Source organism: Pseudomonas sp. GXM4 (genome assembly GCF_008923895.1).
GTDB classification, from domain to species: Bacteria; Pseudomonadota; Gammaproteobacteria; order Pseudomonadales; family Pseudomonadaceae; genus Aquipseudomonas; species Aquipseudomonas atacamensis.
Genome location: NZ_WBRZ01000118.1, coordinates 1 through 16,393, shown reverse-complemented (window position 1 = coordinate 16,393; position 16,393 = coordinate 1). Strand labels below are relative to the sequence as shown.

Here is a 16,393-nt window from a genome sequence, read left to right as displayed (position 1 = left end):
GCTCCGCTTTCGCGAGCAAGCTCGCTCCCACAGTGAATCGCATTAGATTGAGAGGCTTCATTTCACGGCACCGAACGAGAGGCCGCGTACCAGTTGCTTCTGGCTGATCCAGCCAAAGATCAGAATCGGCGCACAGGCCAGGGTCGAGACGGCCGACAACTTGGCCCAGAACAATCCTTCGGGACTTGAATACGAGGCGATCAATGCGGTCAGTGGTGCGGCATTCGATGAGGTCAGATTCAGCGACCAGAACGCCTCGTTCCAGCACAGGATCAGCGACAGCAGTACGGTCGAGGCGAGGCCGCCCTTGGCGATCGGCAACAGCACGCGAACCATCTCCTGCCACAGCGTCGCACCGTCGAGGCGGGCGGCTTCGAGGATGTCCTTGGGGATGTCCTTGAAGTAGGTGTAAACCATCCAGACCACGATCGGCAGGTTGATCAGCGTGTAGATCACGATCAGCGCGATGCGCGTGTCGAGCAGGCCGAAACTCTTGGCCAGCAGGTAGATCGGCATCAGCACGCCCACCGGCGGCAGCATCTTGGTCGAGAGCATCCACAGCAGCGTGCCTTTGGTGCGCTGGGTTTCATAGAACGCCATCGAGTATGCCGCCGGCACCGCGATCAACAGGCACAGGGCGGTGGCGCTGAAGGAGATCACCACCGAGTTCCAGGCGAAGCTGAAGTAATCGCTGCGCTCGTTGATGTGCAGGTAGTTCTCCAGCGTCGGCGTGAAGATGAACTGCGGCGGCGTGGCGAAGGCGTCGATTTCGCTCTTGAAACTGGTCATCACCATCCAGAAGATCGGGAAGAAAATCACGATCGCGATGGCCCAGGCCAAGGTGCCGAGCAGCAGGCTTTGCAGGCGGCGGGATTGTTGGAGGGTCATGGTAGGCCTCACGCTTTGTCAGTCAGGTTTTTGCCGATCATCCGCACCAGAATGATCGCGGCGATGTTGGCGATGACCACGGCAATCAAGCCGCCGGCCGAAGCCATGCCGACATCGAACTGCACCAGCGCCTGGTTGTAGATCAGGTAGGCGAGGTTGGTCGAGGCGTAGCCGGGGCCGCCGTTGGTAGTGGTGAAGATTTCGGCGAACACCGAGAGCAGGAAGATCGTTTCAATCATCACCACCACAGCAATCGGCCGCGCCAGGTGCGGCAGGGTCAGGTGCCAGAAAATCGCGATCGGGCCGGCACCGTCCAGGCGTGCGGCTTCTTTCTGTTCCTGATCCAGCGATTGCATCGCGGTCATCAAAATCAGGATCGCGAAGGGCAGCCATTGCCACGAAACAATGATGATGATCGACAACAGCGGGTAGTGCGCCAGCCAGTCCACCGGTTGCGCACCGAACAGCTTCCAGATGTAGGCGAGGATCCCCGAGACCGGGTGGAAAATCAGGTTCTTCCAGATCAACGCGCCGACGGTGGGCATGATGAAGAACGGCGAGATCAGCATCACCCGCACCAGACCGCGACCAAGAAATTCGCTGGCCTCCAGCAACGCGCTGATCAATACGCCGAATACCACACTGATCAGCAGCACGCTGCCGACCAGCAGCAACGTATTGGTCGCGCCGGGCATGAATCCCGAATCGGTGAGGAAATAGGTGAAGTTCTCCAGCCCGACGAATTCGTTCTCGCCGGGGTAGAGCAGGTTGTAGCGGATCATCGAAAAGTACAGGGTCATGCCCAGCGGCACGATCATCCACAGCAGCAACAGCGCCACCGAAGGGCTGACCAGAAACCAGCCGGGATTGCGCACCCGCAGCTTGCGCTGCGGTGGCGACAGGTCGATGTGGGCTTTGGCAGTTGAAGTATTCATGGCATTCACAACCGAGTGGGTGCAGATAAATGTTCAGGAAAAAACCAGCATTCCTGACATCGACGCGGACCCTGTGGGAGCGGGCTTGCCCGCGATGGCGATGGAGAGGACGACATCAATGTTGAATATGACGGCCTCATCGCTGGCAAGCCAGCTCCCACAGGTTTAGAGGCGTTACTTGGGATAACCCGCGCGCTTCATCTCCCGTTCCGTAGTCTGCTGCGCCGCCGCCAGCGCCTGATCCACCGTGGTCTGGCCGATCAGCGCAGCCGAGAACAGCTTGCCGACCTGGGTGCCCACTGCCTGGAATTCGGGGATGGTCACCAATTGAATGCCGATGTACGGCACCGGTTTCAGCGTCGGTTTGCTTGGGTCAGCGGCTTTCAGCGATTCCAGCGTCACCTTGGCAAACGGCGCAGCGCTCATGTACGCATCGCTGTAGGTCGAAGCGCGGGTGCCCGGTGGCACGTTGGCGATGCCATCGGTCTTGGCAACCAGTTCGCCGTACTCTTTGGACGTGGCCCAGGCGCTGAAGGTTTTTGCTGCGTCCTTGGCCTTGGAACTGGTCGGAATCGCCAGCGCCCACGAATACAACCACGCCGAGCCTTTATCCGTGACCTGATGCGGAGCGAAGGTGAAACCGACGCTATCGGCGACCTTGCTCTGGGTCTTGTCGGTGACGAACGAACCAGCCACGCTTGCATCGACCCAAATCGCGCATTTGCCGCTGTTGAACAGGGCGAGGTTTTCGTTGAAACCGTTGCTCGACGCGCCCGGCGGGCCGGATTTCTTCATGGTGTTGACGTAGAAATTCAGTGCGTTTTTCCATTCCGGGCCGCTGAATTCCGGTTTCCACTGCTCATCGAACCAGCGCGCGCCGTAAGCATTGGCGACCGTGGTGACCAGCGCCATGTTCTCGCCCCAACCGGCCTTGCCGCGCAGGCAGATGCCGTACTGCTCTTTGTCTTTCTGGGTGAGCTTTTCCGCAAACCCGGCGATCTCTTCCCAGGTCGGCCGCTCCGGCATGGTCAGCCCGGCTGCCTTGAACAGGTCGGTGCGGTAATAGGTGATCGAACTCTCCGCGTAAAACGGCAGCGCATACAGCGAACCCTTCACCGACAGGCCTTCGCGCACCGACGGAAAGACATCGTCGAGGGCGTAACTGGCCGGCAGGTCCTTCATCGGCTCCAGCCAACCCTTGCCGCCCCAGAGTGCGGCTTCGTACATGCCGATGGTCAATACGTCGAACTGGCCACCCTGTGTGGCGATGTCGGTGGTCAGGCGCTGACGCAGGACGTTTTCTTCCAGCACCACCCAATTGAGCTTGATGTCCGGATGCTCGCTCTCGAAGGTTTTCGAGAGTTTCTGCATGCGGATCATGTCGCTGTTGTTGACGGTGGCGATGGTCAGGGTCTGGGCGCCAAGGCTGACGCTGCTGAGGGTCATGCAGGTGAGAGCGAGCAGAGCTTTTGCAGTGGGTTGCATCGTGCACTCCTTTTCTGACACCCAACGGGGCAGAAGGACAGTTATTGTTTTTGTGTCTTCCGAATGCAGGAAGAATCTGCGCTGATTACAGCCTTCCACGGCGGGGCTGACAAATCATCCCTAGCACTTTTGTTGATACTTTTTTGCACTGGGGTTTGGTGGGAGGAACGCAGGGAAGGGGCACGCAGCGGACATGTTCTGTCGGATGCGTACAGGTTTTGTCTTGAAATGAGCACTAGTGGGAGCGAGCTTGCTCGCGAATGCGGTGTGTCAGCGTTATCTGAGTGGGCTGACACTAAGCCATTCGCGAGCAAGCTCGCTCCCACAAGGGAATGATGGTGTCAGGAATGGTTTTGTTCAGTCAGCCGCTGCACTGCCAGCCGTCGATAGTGCGACGGCGTCATGCCCTTGAGTTGCTGAAAGCGTCGATTGAAGTTGGAAATATTGTTGAAGCCCGACTCGAAGCACACCTCGGTCACCGGTTTGTCGCCGTCGGCCAGCAGTTCACAGGATTTGCTGATGCGCAGGCGATTGACGAATTCGATGAAGTTGCGCCCGGTGGCCTGTTTGAATACCCGGCTGAAGTAAGTTGGCGTCATGCCCAGGTGCTCGGCCACTTCTTCCAGTGAAATGTCCCGGGCGTAATGGCTGAAGATGTAATCGACCGCGCGGTTGGTGCGGTCGATATTGTGTTCGTCGGCCAGTTGCGGGGTGGTGGCACCGGACAGCAACTGGAAGTCATCACTGGCCGCAAGCAATTCCATCAGGATGAAAAAGTGCCCGAGGCGAGTGATGCCGGTGCTGTCGGCGATCCGCTGCATGAGTGTCATGGCCTGACGGATCGTGCGCTTGCAGCGAAATTCGATGCCGTACTGCGCGCGCTCAAGCAGTGGCGCCAGGGATTTCAGCTCAGCGAACACCTGGTGCCCGCTCTCGAACAATTCGTCGGTGAAGTTGACCAGCATGTCGCGCTTCTCCACCACTTCATCTTCAGCGACCTGGCTGATCCAGTTGTGCGGCAGGTTGGGACCGGTCAGAAACAGGGTTTCCGGATAGAAGTTGCCGATGTAATCGCCGATGAACACTTTGCCGGAACTGGCAACGATCAGGTGCAGTTCGTATTCCTTGTGGAAATGCCAGCGCACCAGCGGGCAGGGGAAGCCGTGCTGGCGGTAGATGATGGACAAGCCGTTATGGTCGTCCATCAACTCGTAGGAAGGGTCGGTCACGCGAGCGTTTCGGGTCATGACAAGGCACTTTTTTATTATCGCTGCGCGATCATGCCTCGTTTTTTGCCATTTGTGCACTTCCGACCGGCCGTCCGTGGTAACCGCTCAGTTGGGCTTGTCGCGGGCCTTTTGCAAGTTGGCCATTTGGCAGAAACGCACGATGTTCGAATTCTTGATGAAGTCGAAATTGATGATGTTGCACTTGCGCGCCCAATCGGATTTTTCCGGGTCGAACCACTCGTCAAGACTGTCGAGGATTCGCTGCGGGCCGCCGAGTGTGTAACTGGTTGCCGACAGCGACCACGGGCGGCGCGTACTGACAGGTGTGCTCAGTACGTTGTCTATATAGCCATAGAGATCCGAGGTGCTGACCTGTGATTTGCCGATCCACTTGTGATTGATTTGGCTATAAAAGCGGAAGTCCAGGGTTTCCCAGGTCATCGGCGCAGCTACCATAATGCGCTGCAATGGATCGATGGCTTTGAGTTGGCCAATTGTCAGATGCAGATTTTCGGTGGGAATGATCCGTTCCCCAAGGTGCTCCAGCAAAGCTGTTCTGAATTCCTCATGGTTGAATGGATCTGTAGCGTTGGAAAGTTCATGAAAGTCCAGAACGATAAACTCGTTCGGGCTTCTTTCATAAAACCCCTTAAGGTCTCTGATCAGGTCTTCAAGCGTTCGCGAAGAGTTGAAGCCATTGTGCTGGAAACGGAATCTCGCCAGTTGTTTCGCCTTGCTGTTGTAAACAAGGCGTACATCAAGTGCGCGAGCGCCGCGATTCAACTGCGAATAAAACGAAACGTCCTGGCAGGCAAGCCAGTTTTTCCCGGGAATCAGGGCGTAAGACGCTTCCCAGTCACAGCCGGCGTTATGCGCGCCGGGCAGGGTCATTTCGAATAACGAAAGATTATCGATTTGTGGTAAATCAGCCATCCATTGATGGGTTGGTATATCGTCGAAGTTTTCCATGTTGCATATCCTGCGAAGTGGTTGATTAGTTGCGCGCAGGATGTTTATAAGCATGTTCGCGTTATTGCGAAAGTTCGCTTTTAATGCAAGTCATGTAATTGATGTAATCAACGCTCTGTTGGATTTAACTGGTTTTTCGCTTCGATCCATTGAGCCATGTATTGAGTGCTTTTGAGTGTGTGATGTCGCAGCATGGCGCCGGTGAAGTTGTCGTTTCTAAGTTGTGCCAAGTGTTGTCGGCAATCAGCTATCCGGTTGATCAGACGCGGGCCATGTACGCTGCGCTGATAACGCTGCTGCAAAAGTGCCGAAGCCTGAATCTGCGCCTGCTGCCAGCGCGCTGGATCTTCGTACAGTTGCACGGCCTGTTCGGCGAAGGTATTTGCGTCCAGGGCAACCGCTCCCGGCCAAGGAGCATCGCTGTGCATGGCTTCGGCGCCGATTGGTGTGGTCACGCTTGGCGTGCCACAGAGCATGGCGTCGACCAGTTTGCCCTTGATTCCCGCGCCAAAGCGCAATGGCGCAAGGCAGACCCGCGCTGCCGACATCACTTCAAGCGCATCTTCGGCCCAGTCCATGATGTGAAAGCCTTGGGCCGGGTTGTGCAGTGCGGTGGCTTTGGGCGGCGTATAGGCGCCATAGATATGCAGTTGCGCGCGAGGCAAGCGCGCGCGGATCAGCGGCCAGAGCGTGGTCTTCATCCAGAGCACGGCATCCCAGTTTGGCGCGTGACGGAAGTTGCCAATGCTGAGGAAATGCGCGCGCTCTTCGAAACCTGGCGCGGCGGTGTCCGGAAGATCAATCATCAACGGACACCAATGCAGGATTTGCCGAGGCAGGCCGAATTCCTCCACCAGCAGGTCGATCTCGACTTCGGAAATCATCAGGTTCAAATCGCACCGGTACAGCGCAGCGATTTCCCGTTTGGCCAGATCGGTGCTCGCCATCAGCTGGAATTCTTCGTGCAATGCCGGTGCGAACAGTTCGGTGAAATCAGTCTGCTCGTCGTCGCTTTTCAGCCGGTCTTTCAGACGCTGATGACGCGCATGCCGCAGGCTTTGCAGGTCGGATGTTTCGAGGATGCGCAGGGCGTCCGGGCAGTGTTTCTCCACCCGCCAGCCAAACTGTTCTTCCATCATGAACTGATCGAACAGCACGATATCCGGCGCCAACCCGCTGATGAACGTATCAAAGCTGCTGTTGTTGAGTTCGATCGGCACTTCGCGAATGCCCAGCGCCGTCAGATCAGCCTTGTGTTCCCCCGGGCCGGCCGGGCTGCTGAACGTGATGTCCCAGCCTTGCTCGAGAAGCGTTTCGAGGATCTGCATGACATGCCCGCTGGCCGCCGAAGAGCGGGGCTCGGGCCAGACGTAGCCGATGACCAGGACTTTGGTGGGAACGGAGTGGGACATCACTGGATTCTCGGCGCATAAAAAAGGGCGCAATTAAACCACAGTGATGTGTGCTCATCGCCAGTTCAGGTTGATCACGATTGCTCGGGTTCCAGCCAATGCTGGTAGATGCGCAGGACTATTCCAGTATGGATTTGACCTTGTCGCGTAACTGGTCAATCGAAAACGGTTTGCCGATGACATGCATGTCGCCGGGTACTTCGATAGTCTCGGCATAACCGCTGGCAAACAGGATGGGCAGAGCAGGGCGCAGCTGACGGGCCCTTTGAGAGAGTTCGCGGCCATCCATTCCAGGCAGGCCGTGGTCGGTCATCATCAAATCGATGGCTTTGCCAGGATCCGCAAGGATTTCGAGTGCCGCGTTGCCGTCATCAGCCTCCAATACCGTGTATTCCAGCTCCTCCAGCACATCCACGATGAGCATGCGCACGATGTCGTCATCTTCTACGACAAGGATAGTGGAGGCATTGGCAGACATGGCAGGACTCTCAAAAATTGAAATCGGGGGATACCGGGCAAGCGAATTTTGCCGGACTCTTGCATGAGTAAGTGGCGCATAGCCACAAGTTCCCGAGCTGATACAAAAAAGAACAGGTCAGTGCGGTGCGGCAAGGATAACCGTTGGCGTCGTCCAATGCGCAGGCGTGTGTAGGAAAATGCCATCATTTGTGTGAGAAAAATGGATCCATGGCGGGGTTTTGGGGCAAACTCTCGGGTTTTCAACAGTTCGACAAGGCTGCCCCATGTCCTCTCCGTCCTCGGTTGATGAACAACGGTTCCGCAAACTTCTGAGTCGCAACGTCAGCCTGCCGCTGGGCGTCGGCGTGCTCAGCGCCGTGTTCTTCGTCTCGCTGATCACTTATTTGCTGTCGGTCATCCAATGGGTCGAGCACACCGACCGGGTGATCAATAACGCCAATGAAGCGGTGAAGCTCACCGTTGATCTGGAAACCGGCATGCGCGGCTATCTGCTCAGCGGTGACGAGCACTTCCTCGACCCGTATGAGATCGCCAAGCCGCGCATTGATGTTGCCCTCAATACGTTGCTGGAGCTGACCGCCGATAATCCGGTGCAGACCGATCGCTTGCGCCGTTTGCAAGCCTTGCAGGTGGAATGGGCCAACTACGCGCAGTCGATGATCGATCTGCAGCGCAGCAGCGGTGATTATCGAGGCGCGGTCAAGGCCGGGCGGGGCAAGCGCCTGACCGATGAAATCCGCAAGCAATTCGAGGACGTCATCGAGACCGAGCAAGTGCTGCGCGCCACGCGCAACGAGGATGTGCGTCGCACCACCATCTGGAGCATCACTCTTTATCTGATCTTCATCGTCGGGATCAGCGGTTTGCTGGCCTACATCGGCCGCCGTGATCTGCTCAACCTGTCGACCAACTACAGCGCCAACCTCGCCGCGCAGCTGGCCAGCGCTGAACGCCTGGAGAAGCAGGCGTGGCTGCGCAACGGCCAGACACAATTGGCCGAGCAGGTGCTGGGGCAACTGACGCTGAACCTGCTGGGGCGCAATATTCTGCAATTCTGCGCGCAATACCTTGGCACTGCCGTCGCCGCGCTTTATGTGCGCGAAGAACATGGCGGCCTCAAGCGCGTGGCGACTTATGGTTTCTCCCGCGAGCAGGAAGAGCTCAATCAAACGATTTACAGCGGCGAAGGCATCGTCGGCCAAGTGGCAGAACAGGCACGCCTGATCCGTCTCGACGCGGTCCCGGGCGACTATTTCAAAGTCAGCTCCGGGCTCGGTGCAGGTCTGCCGCACAGTGTGCTGGTGGTGCCGACCAGCGATGACGACCGGGTCAACGGGGTAATCGAGCTGGGCTTCCTGCGTCCGCTGTCCGAGCGCGATATCGAACTGCTGGAACTGATTGCTGGCAACATCGGCACCTCGATCGAAGCGGCGCGTTACCGTCAGCGCTTGCAGGAAGTGCTCGCCGAAACCCAGCAGCTCAATGAAGAGCTGCAAGTGCAGCAGGAAGAACTGAAGACTGCCAACGAAGAGCTGGAAGAACAGTCGCGGATTCTCAAGGAATCCCAGGCGCATCTGGAAACCCAGCAAGTGGAGCTGGAGCAGACCAACGAGCAGCTCGCCGAGCAGCGCGATGCGATGGACAAGAAAAACACCGAGCTGAATCATGCGCAGATCCAGCTTGAAGAGCGTGCCGAAGAGCTGCAACGTTCGAGCAAGTACAAGTCCGAATTCCTCGCCAACATGTCCCACGAACTGCGCACGCCGCTCAACAGTTCGCTGATTCTGGCCAAGCTGCTGGCGGAGAACCCGCAGCAGAATCTGTCGGCGGAACAGGTCAAGTTTGCCGAATCGATCTATTCGGCCGGCAACGATCTGCTCAACCTGATCAACGACATCCTCGACATTTCCAAGGTCGAGGCCGGCAAGCTTGAAGTGATTGCCGAAAACACCCGCGTCGATCGTCTGGTCGACGGCTTGCGCTCGATGTTCGAACCCTTGGCGGCGGACAAGAAACTGGCCTTCAGCGTCGAGGTTCAGCCGGACGCACCGGGCTTGCTGTTCACCGACCGTCAGCGTCTGGAGCAGGTCATCAAGAACCTGCTGTCCAACGCGATCAAGTTCACCGAGCACGGCGCCGTGAGCCTGACCATCACCGCGCAGCCGAATGATCACATCGCCTTCAGCGTCAAGGATTCCGGGATCGGTATCGCTGCCGATCAGCAAGAAAGTATCTTCGAGGCGTTCCGTCAGGCGGATGGCACCACCAATCGCAAGTACGGCGGCACCGGTCTGGGCCTGTCGATCTCGCGGGATCTGGCGACGTTGCTGGGCGGTTCGATCAGCGTCGACAGCGTGCCGGGGCAGGGCAGTACGTTTACGCTAGTGTTGCCGCGTCAGTATCACGAATTCGGTGAAACGCCGGCCGCGCCGCTGACCTTCCACCCGGCACCTGTGACGCCTGCGCCAGTTGCTGTTGCGGCTCCGCTCGCATCGGCGATTCCAGCGGTTATCCCGCGCTTTGCCGACGATCGCGACAAGGCACCGTTCGCCACCCGCTGCATTCTGGTGGTGGAGGACGAACCGAACTTCGCCCGTATCCTCTATGACCTGGCCCATGAGTTGGGCTACATGTGTCTGGTCGCCCACGGCGCTGACGAAGGTTACGACCTGGCGCGCGAATTCGTTCCGGATGCGATCCTGCTCGACATGCGCCTGCCGGATCATTCCGGTCTGACCGTGCTGCAACGCCTGAAAGAACGCGCCGAAACCCGGCACATTCCAGTGCACGTGATTTCCGTGGAAGACCGCGTCGAAGCGGCCATGCACATGGGCGCGATCGGCTACGCAGTGAAGCCGACCACCCGCGAAGAGCTCAAGGATGTGTTCGCCCGTCTCGAGGCCAAGCTGACGCAGAAGGTCAAACGCGTGCTGCTGGTCGAAGACGACGATCTGCAACGCGAAAGCATCGCGCGGCTGATTGGCGACGAAGACATCGAAATCACTGCGGTCGGCCTGGCCCAGGACGCACTGGAACTGCTGCGCACGACCATCTACGACTGCATGGTCATCGACCTCAAGCTGCCGGACATGCTCGGCAACGATCTGCTCAAGCGCATGTCCACCGAGGACATCTGCTCGTTCCCGCCGGTCATCGTTTATACCGGACGCAACCTGACCCGCGACGAAGAGGCCGAACTGCGCAAGTATTCGCGCTCGATCATCATCAAGGGCGCGCGCTCGCCGGAGCGGTTGCTCGACGAGGTCACACTCTTTCTGCACAAAGTCGAATCGCAGCTGTCCCATGAACGGCAGAAGATGCTCAAGACTGCGCGCAGCCGCGACAAGGTCTTTGAAGGTCGCAAAGTGCTGCTGGTGGACGACGATGTGCGCAACATCTTCGCCCTGACCAGCGCGCTGGAACACAAAGGCGCAGTCGTGGTGATCGGCCGTAATGGCCGCGAAGCGATTGAGAAACTTCATGAAGTCGAGGACATCGACCTGGTGCTGATGGACGTGATGATGCCGGAAATGGATGGCTTCGAAGCCACCATGGAAATCCGCAAGGATCCGCGCTGGCGCAAGCTGCCGATCATCGCGGTGACGGCCAAGGCCATGAAGGACGATCAGGAGCGCTGCCTGCAAGCGGGCGCCAACGATTACCTGGCCAAGCCCATCGACCTTGATCGTCTGTTCTCGCTGATACGTGTGTGGTTACCGAAAATGGAACGCATCTAGTGGAACGCAGCAGTTCAGCCGAGCGCAACAGCGAAATCGAATTACGCTTGTTGATCGAGGCGATTTACCTGAAATACAGCTATGACTTTCGCGACTACTCCGGCGCTTCGATCAAGCGCCGGGTGCAGCACGCGCTGAGTCAGTTCGAGTGCGCGACCATCTCGGCCCTGCAAGAAAAAGTCCTGCACGACCCGACCGCGTTCATGCAGCTGCTGCAACTGCTGACGATCCCGGTCAGCGAGATGTTCCGCGATCCGTCGCACTTCCTGGCGATCCGCAACGAAGTGGTGCCGCTGCTGCGTACCTATCCGTCGCTGAAAATCTGGATTGCCGGCTGCAGCACGGGCGAGGAGGTCTATTCGATGGCGATTCTGCTGCGCGAGGAAGGCCTGCTCGACCGCACGATCATCTACGCCACCGACATTAACCCGCGCTCGCTGGAGAAGGCCAAGCAAGGGATTTTCTCCATGGAAAACGTCCGCGCCTACACTGCCAACTATCAGCAGGCCGGCGGTCAGCGTTCGTTTGCCGATTACTACACCGCAGCCTACGGCTACGCGATTTTCGACAAGAGCCTGTGCGAGAACGTGACGTTCGCCGACCACAGCCTGGCCACCGACAGCGTGTTCTCCGAAACCCAGTTGATTTCCTGCCGCAACGTGCTGATCTATTTCAACAAGAAGTTGCAGGACCGGGCGTTCGGGCTGTTCCATGAATCGTTGTCGCATCGCGGCTTTCTGGTGCTGGGCAGCAAGGAAACCCTGGATTTTTCCAATTACTCGAACCAGTTCGAGGCGTTGGTCAAACAAGAACGGATCTACCGCAAATCATGAACGACACCCCGAGCCTGCCTCGCATCGAGGCCGTCGTGATCGGCGCCTCCGCAGGCGGTGTCGAGGCGTTGCTGACCCTGCTCGGGCCATTACGCAAAGGCTATGTGCTGCCGATCATCATCGTTCTGCATCTGCCGGAAGAACGCCGCAGTCATCTGGCCGAAGTGTTCTCCCGCCGTGTGGCGATGCCGGTCAAGGAAGCTGAAGACAAGCAGGACATTGAAGCCGGCACGGTGTATTTCGCCACGCCCGGTTATCACTTGTCGGTCGAAGCGGATCGCAGCCTGTCGCTGAGCCTGGAGGACCGCGTACATCATTCGCGGCCTTCAATCGATTACCTGTTTGAATCCGCCGCTGATGTTTACGGCGAGACACTCGCCGCCGTCCTGCTGACCGGCACCAATCACGATGGCGCGCGCGGGCTGGCCTGCGTCAAGCAGTGCGGCGGCCTGACCATTGTTCAAGACCCCGATGATGCACAAGTCGCCACCATGCCCCAGGCTGCACTGAACGTTCTGCAGCCGGATCATGTCCTACCCATTCACGGCATCGGCCGTCTGCTAGTCGAGCTGGAACGAATCGCATGCTGAGTAATATCCAAGCCAAACTGTTGATCGTTGACGATCTGCCAGAAAACCTGCTGGCGCTGGAAGCGCTGATCAAGCGCGAGGATCGCACGGTCTACAAGGCTCTGTCGGCGGACGAAGCACTGTCGCTGTTGCTGCAACACGAATTCGCCATGGCCATTCTCGACGTGCAGATGCCCGGCATGAACGGCTTCGAACTGGCCGAGTTGATGCGCGGCACCGAGAAGACCAAGAACATTCCGATCATTTTCGTCAGCGCCGCTGGCCGTGAACTCAACTATGCGTTCAAGGGCTACGAAAGCGGTGCGGTGGACTTCCTGCACAAGCCGCTGGACATTCATGCGGTGAAGAGCAAGGTCAACGTTTTCGTCGATCTGTATCGCCAGAGCAAGGCCATGAAACAGCAGGTCGAGGCGCTGGAGCAGGCCCGCCGTGAGCAGGAAGCGCTGCTGCAACAACTGCAAAGCACCCAGCTTGAGCTGGAACAAGCGGTGCGCATGCGCGATGACTTCATGTCCATCGTCGCCCACGAGGTGCGCACACCGCTCAACGGTCTGATTCTTGAAACCCAGCTGCGCAAGATGCACCTGGCCCGGGACAACGCCGCGGCGTTCACCCTCGACAAGATGCAGGCGATGGTCGATCGCGATGAGCGGCAGATCAAAAGCCTGATTCGCCTTATCGAAGACATGCTCGATGTTTCGCGAATCCGCACCGGCAAACTGTCGATCCGCCCGAGTCGTTTCGATCTGGTGCAACTGGTCAGCAATCTGCTGCAGAACTTTGCTCCGCAAATGGAGGCGGCGGAAACCAGCGTTTCCTTTGAGGCGTCCGAGCCGGTCGAAGGTTGCTGGGACGAGTTCCGCATCGAGCAGGTGGTGTCCAATCTGCTGACCAACGCCTTGCGCTACGGCGGTCGCAGCCCGATTCAGGTGCGCGTCTATCGCGAAGGCGAGGAGGCGCGGGTCGAAGTTCAGGACCACGGCATCGGCATCAGCGCCGAGAACCAGAAGCGTATTTTTCAGCAGTTCGAACGGGTGTCCGCCAAGACGGTGGTGGCCGGGCTCGGGCTGGGTCTGTTCATTTCCGAGCAGATCGTCGCCGCCCATGGCGGCTCCATCGTCGTCGAGAGTGAAATCAACGAAGGCGCCCTGTTTCGCGTTTGTCTGCCGATCCAGGAAAACGGCATATCCGACGCAACCTCTGAGTGACCACACGGTCGTATCAGCAGCTATTGACCGAACAAAGGCTTCCCATGAGCGTAGATGCGCAAGATGTAGTACTCGTCGTCGAAGACGAACCGGTTATCTTGATGGTCCTGACGGATTACCTGTCAGGGCAGGGCTATCGCGTGTTGCAAGCGGAAAATGGCGAGCAGGCTTTCGAGATCCTCGCCAGCAAACCTCACCTGGACATGCTGATTACCGATTTCCGCCTGCCGGGCGGGATCTCGGGCGTGCAGATCGCCGAGCCGGCAGTGAAGCTGCGACCGGACCTGAAAGTGATTTTCATCAGCGGCTACCCGCAGGAAATCCGTGAAACCGGCAGCCCGATCACCAGCAAGGCACCGATCCTGGAGAAACCGTTCGATCTGGATGTGTTGCAGGAAAAGATTCAGGAATTGCTGGCCTGATCTCATGCAGGAGCTGCCGAGCCTTCGGCAGCCCCTATAGATTCAGCTATTGATCATCTCGCGCACCTTGGCGGTGAGCAGATCAAAGGTGAAGGGCTTGGTAATCATCTGCATTCCCGAGTCGAGGAAGCCACCGCGCACCGCCGCGTGCTCGGCATAACCGGTGATGAACAACACTTTCAGACCTGGCCGATACTGCCGACCAACCTCCGCCAGTTGACGACCGTTCATACCCGGTAGGCCAACATCGCTGATCAGCAGGTCGATGCGTTGCGTCGAGTTTAGAATCGGCATGGCGCCGTCGGCATCACCGGCCTCCACGAACGCATAACCCAACTCACTGAGCACGGCGCTGACCAACACGCGCACTGCCGGATCGTCTTCGACGATGAGTACGGTTTCGCCATCCATCGCATACGGAGCCTGCTGCGAATCCGAGACGGGAATTTCCACTTCTTCACCACGGAAACGCGGCAGGTAGAGTTTTACCGTGGTGCCTTGATCGACTTCACTGTCGATCGACACATGCCCGCGCGACTGCTTGCTGAAGCCATAGATCATCGACAGTCCGAGGCCGGTGCCCTGGCCGATCGGCTTGGTCGTAAAGAACGGATCGAACGCGCGGCTGACCACACTCTGCGGCATGCCGCTACCGTTGTCAGTCACGCTGAGCATCACGTAATCGCCCGGCTCCAGATTGCTGTAAGCGGCAGTGAAGTCGCTATGCAGGACCTGATTGCTGGTTTCCACCACCAGTTTGCCGCCCTCGGGCATCGCATCGCGGGCATTGATGACCAGGTTGAGCAGGGCGCTCTCGAGTTGATTGGGATCGGCCTCGGCAACCCAGAGGTTGTCGTCCAGGTGCATTTCCAGATGAATGCTCTCATTGAGGCTGCGTTGCAGCAGCTCGCCCATCGACAGCACCAGCGTGTTCATCTGCACGGCTTTCGGGTCGAGCGATTGCCGGCGGGAGAACGCCAACAAGCGGTGAGTCAGGCCGGCGGCGCGGTTGGCGGAGGTCACGCCTAGATCGATCAGGCTGTCGAGGTCTTCGGTCCGGCCCCGGGCCAGACGTCGGCGCAGCAGTTCCAGGCTACCGATGATGCCGGTGAGCATATTGTTGAAGTCGTGAGCGATGCCGCCAGTCAGTTGGCCGACCGCTTCCATTTTCTGCGATTGGCGCAGCGCTTCTTCGTTGTGGCGAAGCTGTGCGGTGCGCTCTTCAACCTGTTGCTCGAGGGTTTCCAGAGTCGATTGCAGGCGTCGTTCGCTTTCACTCAGGTCGATCAGCCGATCGCGCGCTTCATATTGTCGTCGCCGCCCACGCAGGGCGGCGGAGACCAGACTGACCAGCGTCGCGGGATGGAAGGGGCGCTCGAGAAAAGTCACGTTGCCGAGCAGGGTGCTGAGACGCGACGGCGGACCTTGTTCATCGCCGCCATGATGAGTCAGCAGCACGATTGGCATGTCCGACCACGCGGGCTGCTGGTCAAGGTAGGCGATTAGCCCTTCCAGTTCCGGTCCGCGCAGCGCTTCAGCAGCAATCAGCAGCAACCCGGCGCCGACCTCTAGTTCCGTGCACAGAGCGGCGAGATTCGGCGCCACCATGCCGCCGTAACCGGCTTCGTTGAGAATCATCAACGCGATCTGGCTGTCACGACCCATGGGCGCCAGCACCAGCACCCGCTCGGCCAACGGCGTGTTGACCGTCACAAGCTTTCATCCTCAAGCAATGGATTGCTCGCTCCCATGTAGGTCGGCACGCCACGCAGCACGCCCTGGAAGGATTCCAGCGGTTGGCCGATGGTCATGCCACGCGAGGAGATCCGGTATTCACGGATGGTCGACTCGTGGTTGCCGGTACGTTTCTTGATAATCGAGATCGCCCGGCGGACTTTGCCGAGGGCTTCGAAGTAGCGCAACAGAATCACCGTGTCGGCCAGGTAAGTGATATCGACAGGCGCCTGCATATCGCCCACAAGACCGTGCTGGGCGACCGTCATGAAAGTCGCCGCGCCTTTGCGGTTAAGGTACAGCAGCAGCTCGTGCATGTGCAGCACCAGCGCGTTTTCTTCCGGCATCGCTGCCTGATAGCCGTTGATGCTGTCGATTACCACGGTTTTGATACCCAGCTCATCGACGCAACGGCGCACGCGATGGGACCACTCACCGGGAGACAATTCGGCGGCGTCTACTTGTTCGATA

The 16,393-nt window shown here is 58.5% G+C and carries 14 protein-coding genes; 5 read left to right on the top strand and 9 right to left on the bottom strand.

Annotated elements, in window-relative coordinates:
- Positions 1–57 precede the first annotated feature (57 nt).
- The 7 genes from F8N49_RS15875 to F8N49_RS15845 all read right to left on the bottom strand — a co-directional run bounded on the left by F8N49_RS15875 (position 58) and on the right by F8N49_RS15845 (position 7,396).
- Positions 58–888, bottom strand: a complete 831-nt coding sequence (locus F8N49_RS15875; protein ID WP_016774872.1) for a carbohydrate ABC transporter permease — start codon at positions 886–888, stop codon at positions 58–60.
- Between the two features lie 8 nt (positions 889–896).
- Complete coding sequence (locus F8N49_RS15870; RefSeq protein ID WP_041480415.1) at positions 897–1,823, bottom strand: carbohydrate ABC transporter permease; 927 nt, start codon at positions 1,821–1,823, stop codon at positions 897–899.
- 174 nt (positions 1,824–1,997) lie between these two features.
- Positions 1,998–3,308 carry a sugar ABC transporter substrate-binding protein gene (locus F8N49_RS15865; protein ID WP_073476160.1) on the bottom strand — a complete coding sequence of 437 codons (1,311 nt, stop codon included), beginning with the start codon at positions 3,306–3,308 and terminating at the stop codon, positions 1,998–2,000.
- A 341-nt stretch (positions 3,309–3,649) separates the two neighbouring features.
- Complete coding sequence (locus tag F8N49_RS15860; RefSeq protein WP_073476162.1) at positions 3,650–4,555, bottom strand: AraC family transcriptional regulator; 906 nt, start codon at positions 4,553–4,555, stop codon at positions 3,650–3,652.
- 87 nt (positions 4,556–4,642) lie between these two features.
- Positions 4,643–5,506, bottom strand: coding sequence for a phospholipase (locus F8N49_RS15855; RefSeq protein WP_122746129.1), 864 nt, complete (start codon positions 5,504–5,506; stop codon positions 4,643–4,645).
- A 107-nt stretch (positions 5,507–5,613) separates the two neighbouring features.
- Positions 5,614–6,918 (bottom strand): glycosyltransferase, encoded by a 1,305-nt coding sequence (locus tag F8N49_RS15850; RefSeq protein WP_151551881.1) that lies wholly within the window; start codon positions 6,916–6,918, stop codon positions 5,614–5,616.
- A gap of 118 nt (positions 6,919–7,036) precedes the next feature.
- On the bottom strand, positions 7,037–7,396 hold the full coding sequence (locus F8N49_RS15845; RefSeq protein ID WP_071172561.1) for a response regulator: 360 nt from the start codon (positions 7,394–7,396) through the stop codon (positions 7,037–7,039).
- A 265-nt stretch (positions 7,397–7,661) separates the two neighbouring features.
- Between F8N49_RS15845 and F8N49_RS15840 the strand changes: the two genes are divergently transcribed.
- The 5 genes from F8N49_RS15840 to F8N49_RS15820 are packed head-to-tail and all read left to right on the top strand — an operon-like array spanning position 7,662 to position 14,188.
- Positions 7,662–11,135 carry a response regulator gene (locus F8N49_RS15840; protein WP_130929530.1) on the top strand — a complete coding sequence of 1,158 codons (3,474 nt, stop codon included), beginning with the start codon at positions 7,662–7,664 and terminating at the stop codon, positions 11,133–11,135.
- Positions 11,135–11,968, top strand: a complete 834-nt coding sequence (locus F8N49_RS15835; protein ID WP_016774863.1) for a protein-glutamate O-methyltransferase CheR — start codon at positions 11,135–11,137, stop codon at positions 11,966–11,968. The genes F8N49_RS15840 and F8N49_RS15835 overlap by 1 nt, the downstream gene beginning before the upstream one ends.
- Entirely contained in the window at positions 11,965–12,558 is a 594-nt protein-coding gene (locus F8N49_RS15830) for a chemotaxis protein CheB (RefSeq protein WP_151551880.1), read from the top strand. The genes F8N49_RS15835 and F8N49_RS15830 overlap by 4 nt, the downstream gene beginning before the upstream one ends.
- On the top strand, positions 12,552–13,766 hold the full coding sequence (locus F8N49_RS15825) for a hybrid sensor histidine kinase/response regulator (RefSeq protein WP_071172558.1): 1,215 nt from the start codon (positions 12,552–12,554) through the stop codon (positions 13,764–13,766). The genes F8N49_RS15830 and F8N49_RS15825 overlap by 7 nt, the downstream gene beginning before the upstream one ends.
- 44 nt (positions 13,767–13,810) lie before the next feature.
- Positions 13,811–14,188, top strand: coding sequence for a response regulator (locus F8N49_RS15820; protein ID WP_016774860.1), 378 nt, complete (start codon positions 13,811–13,813; stop codon positions 14,186–14,188).
- A gap of 42 nt (positions 14,189–14,230) precedes the next feature.
- Here the strand turns inward: F8N49_RS15820 and F8N49_RS15815 are convergent, their stop codons facing one another.
- Both F8N49_RS15815 and F8N49_RS15810 read right to left on the bottom strand, forming a co-directional pair.
- The gene (locus tag F8N49_RS15815) at positions 14,231–15,901 is read right to left on the bottom strand and encodes an ATP-binding protein (RefSeq protein ID WP_071172557.1); all 1,671 of its coding nucleotides are present in this window, start codon (positions 15,899–15,901) and stop codon (positions 14,231–14,233) included.
- The coding region (locus tag F8N49_RS15810) for an ATPase domain-containing protein (protein ID WP_306106536.1) at positions 15,898–16,393 on the bottom strand (496 nt) is incomplete at its 5' end. The genes F8N49_RS15815 and F8N49_RS15810, both read right to left, overlap by 4 nt.

What these genes read in the sequence shown, in the direction of transcription:
- F8N49_RS15875 (WP_016774872.1), bottom strand. Translation starts at nt 888, where the DNA reads ATGACCCTCCAACAATCCCGCCGCCTGCAAAGCCTGCTGCTCGGCACC.
- F8N49_RS15870 (WP_041480415.1), bottom strand. Translation starts at nt 1,823, where the DNA reads ATGAATACTTCAACTGCCAAAGCCCACATCGACCTGTCGCCACCGCAG.
- F8N49_RS15865 (WP_073476160.1), bottom strand. Translation starts at nt 3,308, where the DNA reads ATGCAACCCACTGCAAAAGCTCTGCTCGCTCTCACCTGCATGACCCTC.
- F8N49_RS15860 (WP_073476162.1), bottom strand. Translation starts at nt 4,555, where the DNA reads ATGACCCGAAACGCTCGCGTGACCGACCCTTCCTACGAGTTGATGGAC.
- F8N49_RS15855 (WP_122746129.1), bottom strand. Translation starts at nt 5,506, where the DNA reads ATGGAAAACTTCGACGATATACCAACCCATCAATGGATGGCTGATTTA.
- F8N49_RS15850 (WP_151551881.1), bottom strand. Translation starts at nt 6,918, where the DNA reads ATGTCCCACTCCGTTCCCACCAAAGTCCTGGTCATCGGCTACGTCTGG.
- F8N49_RS15845 (WP_071172561.1), bottom strand. Translation starts at nt 7,396, where the DNA reads ATGTCTGCCAATGCCTCCACTATCCTTGTCGTAGAAGATGACGACATC.
- F8N49_RS15840 (WP_130929530.1), top strand. Translation starts at nt 7,662, where the DNA reads ATGTCCTCTCCGTCCTCGGTTGATGAACAACGGTTCCGCAAACTTCTG.
- F8N49_RS15830 (WP_151551880.1), top strand. Translation starts at nt 11,965, where the DNA reads ATGAACGACACCCCGAGCCTGCCTCGCATCGAGGCCGTCGTGATCGGC.
- F8N49_RS15825 (WP_071172558.1), top strand. Translation starts at nt 12,552, where the DNA reads ATGCTGAGTAATATCCAAGCCAAACTGTTGATCGTTGACGATCTGCCA.
- F8N49_RS15820 (WP_016774860.1), top strand. Translation starts at nt 13,811, where the DNA reads ATGAGCGTAGATGCGCAAGATGTAGTACTCGTCGTCGAAGACGAACCG.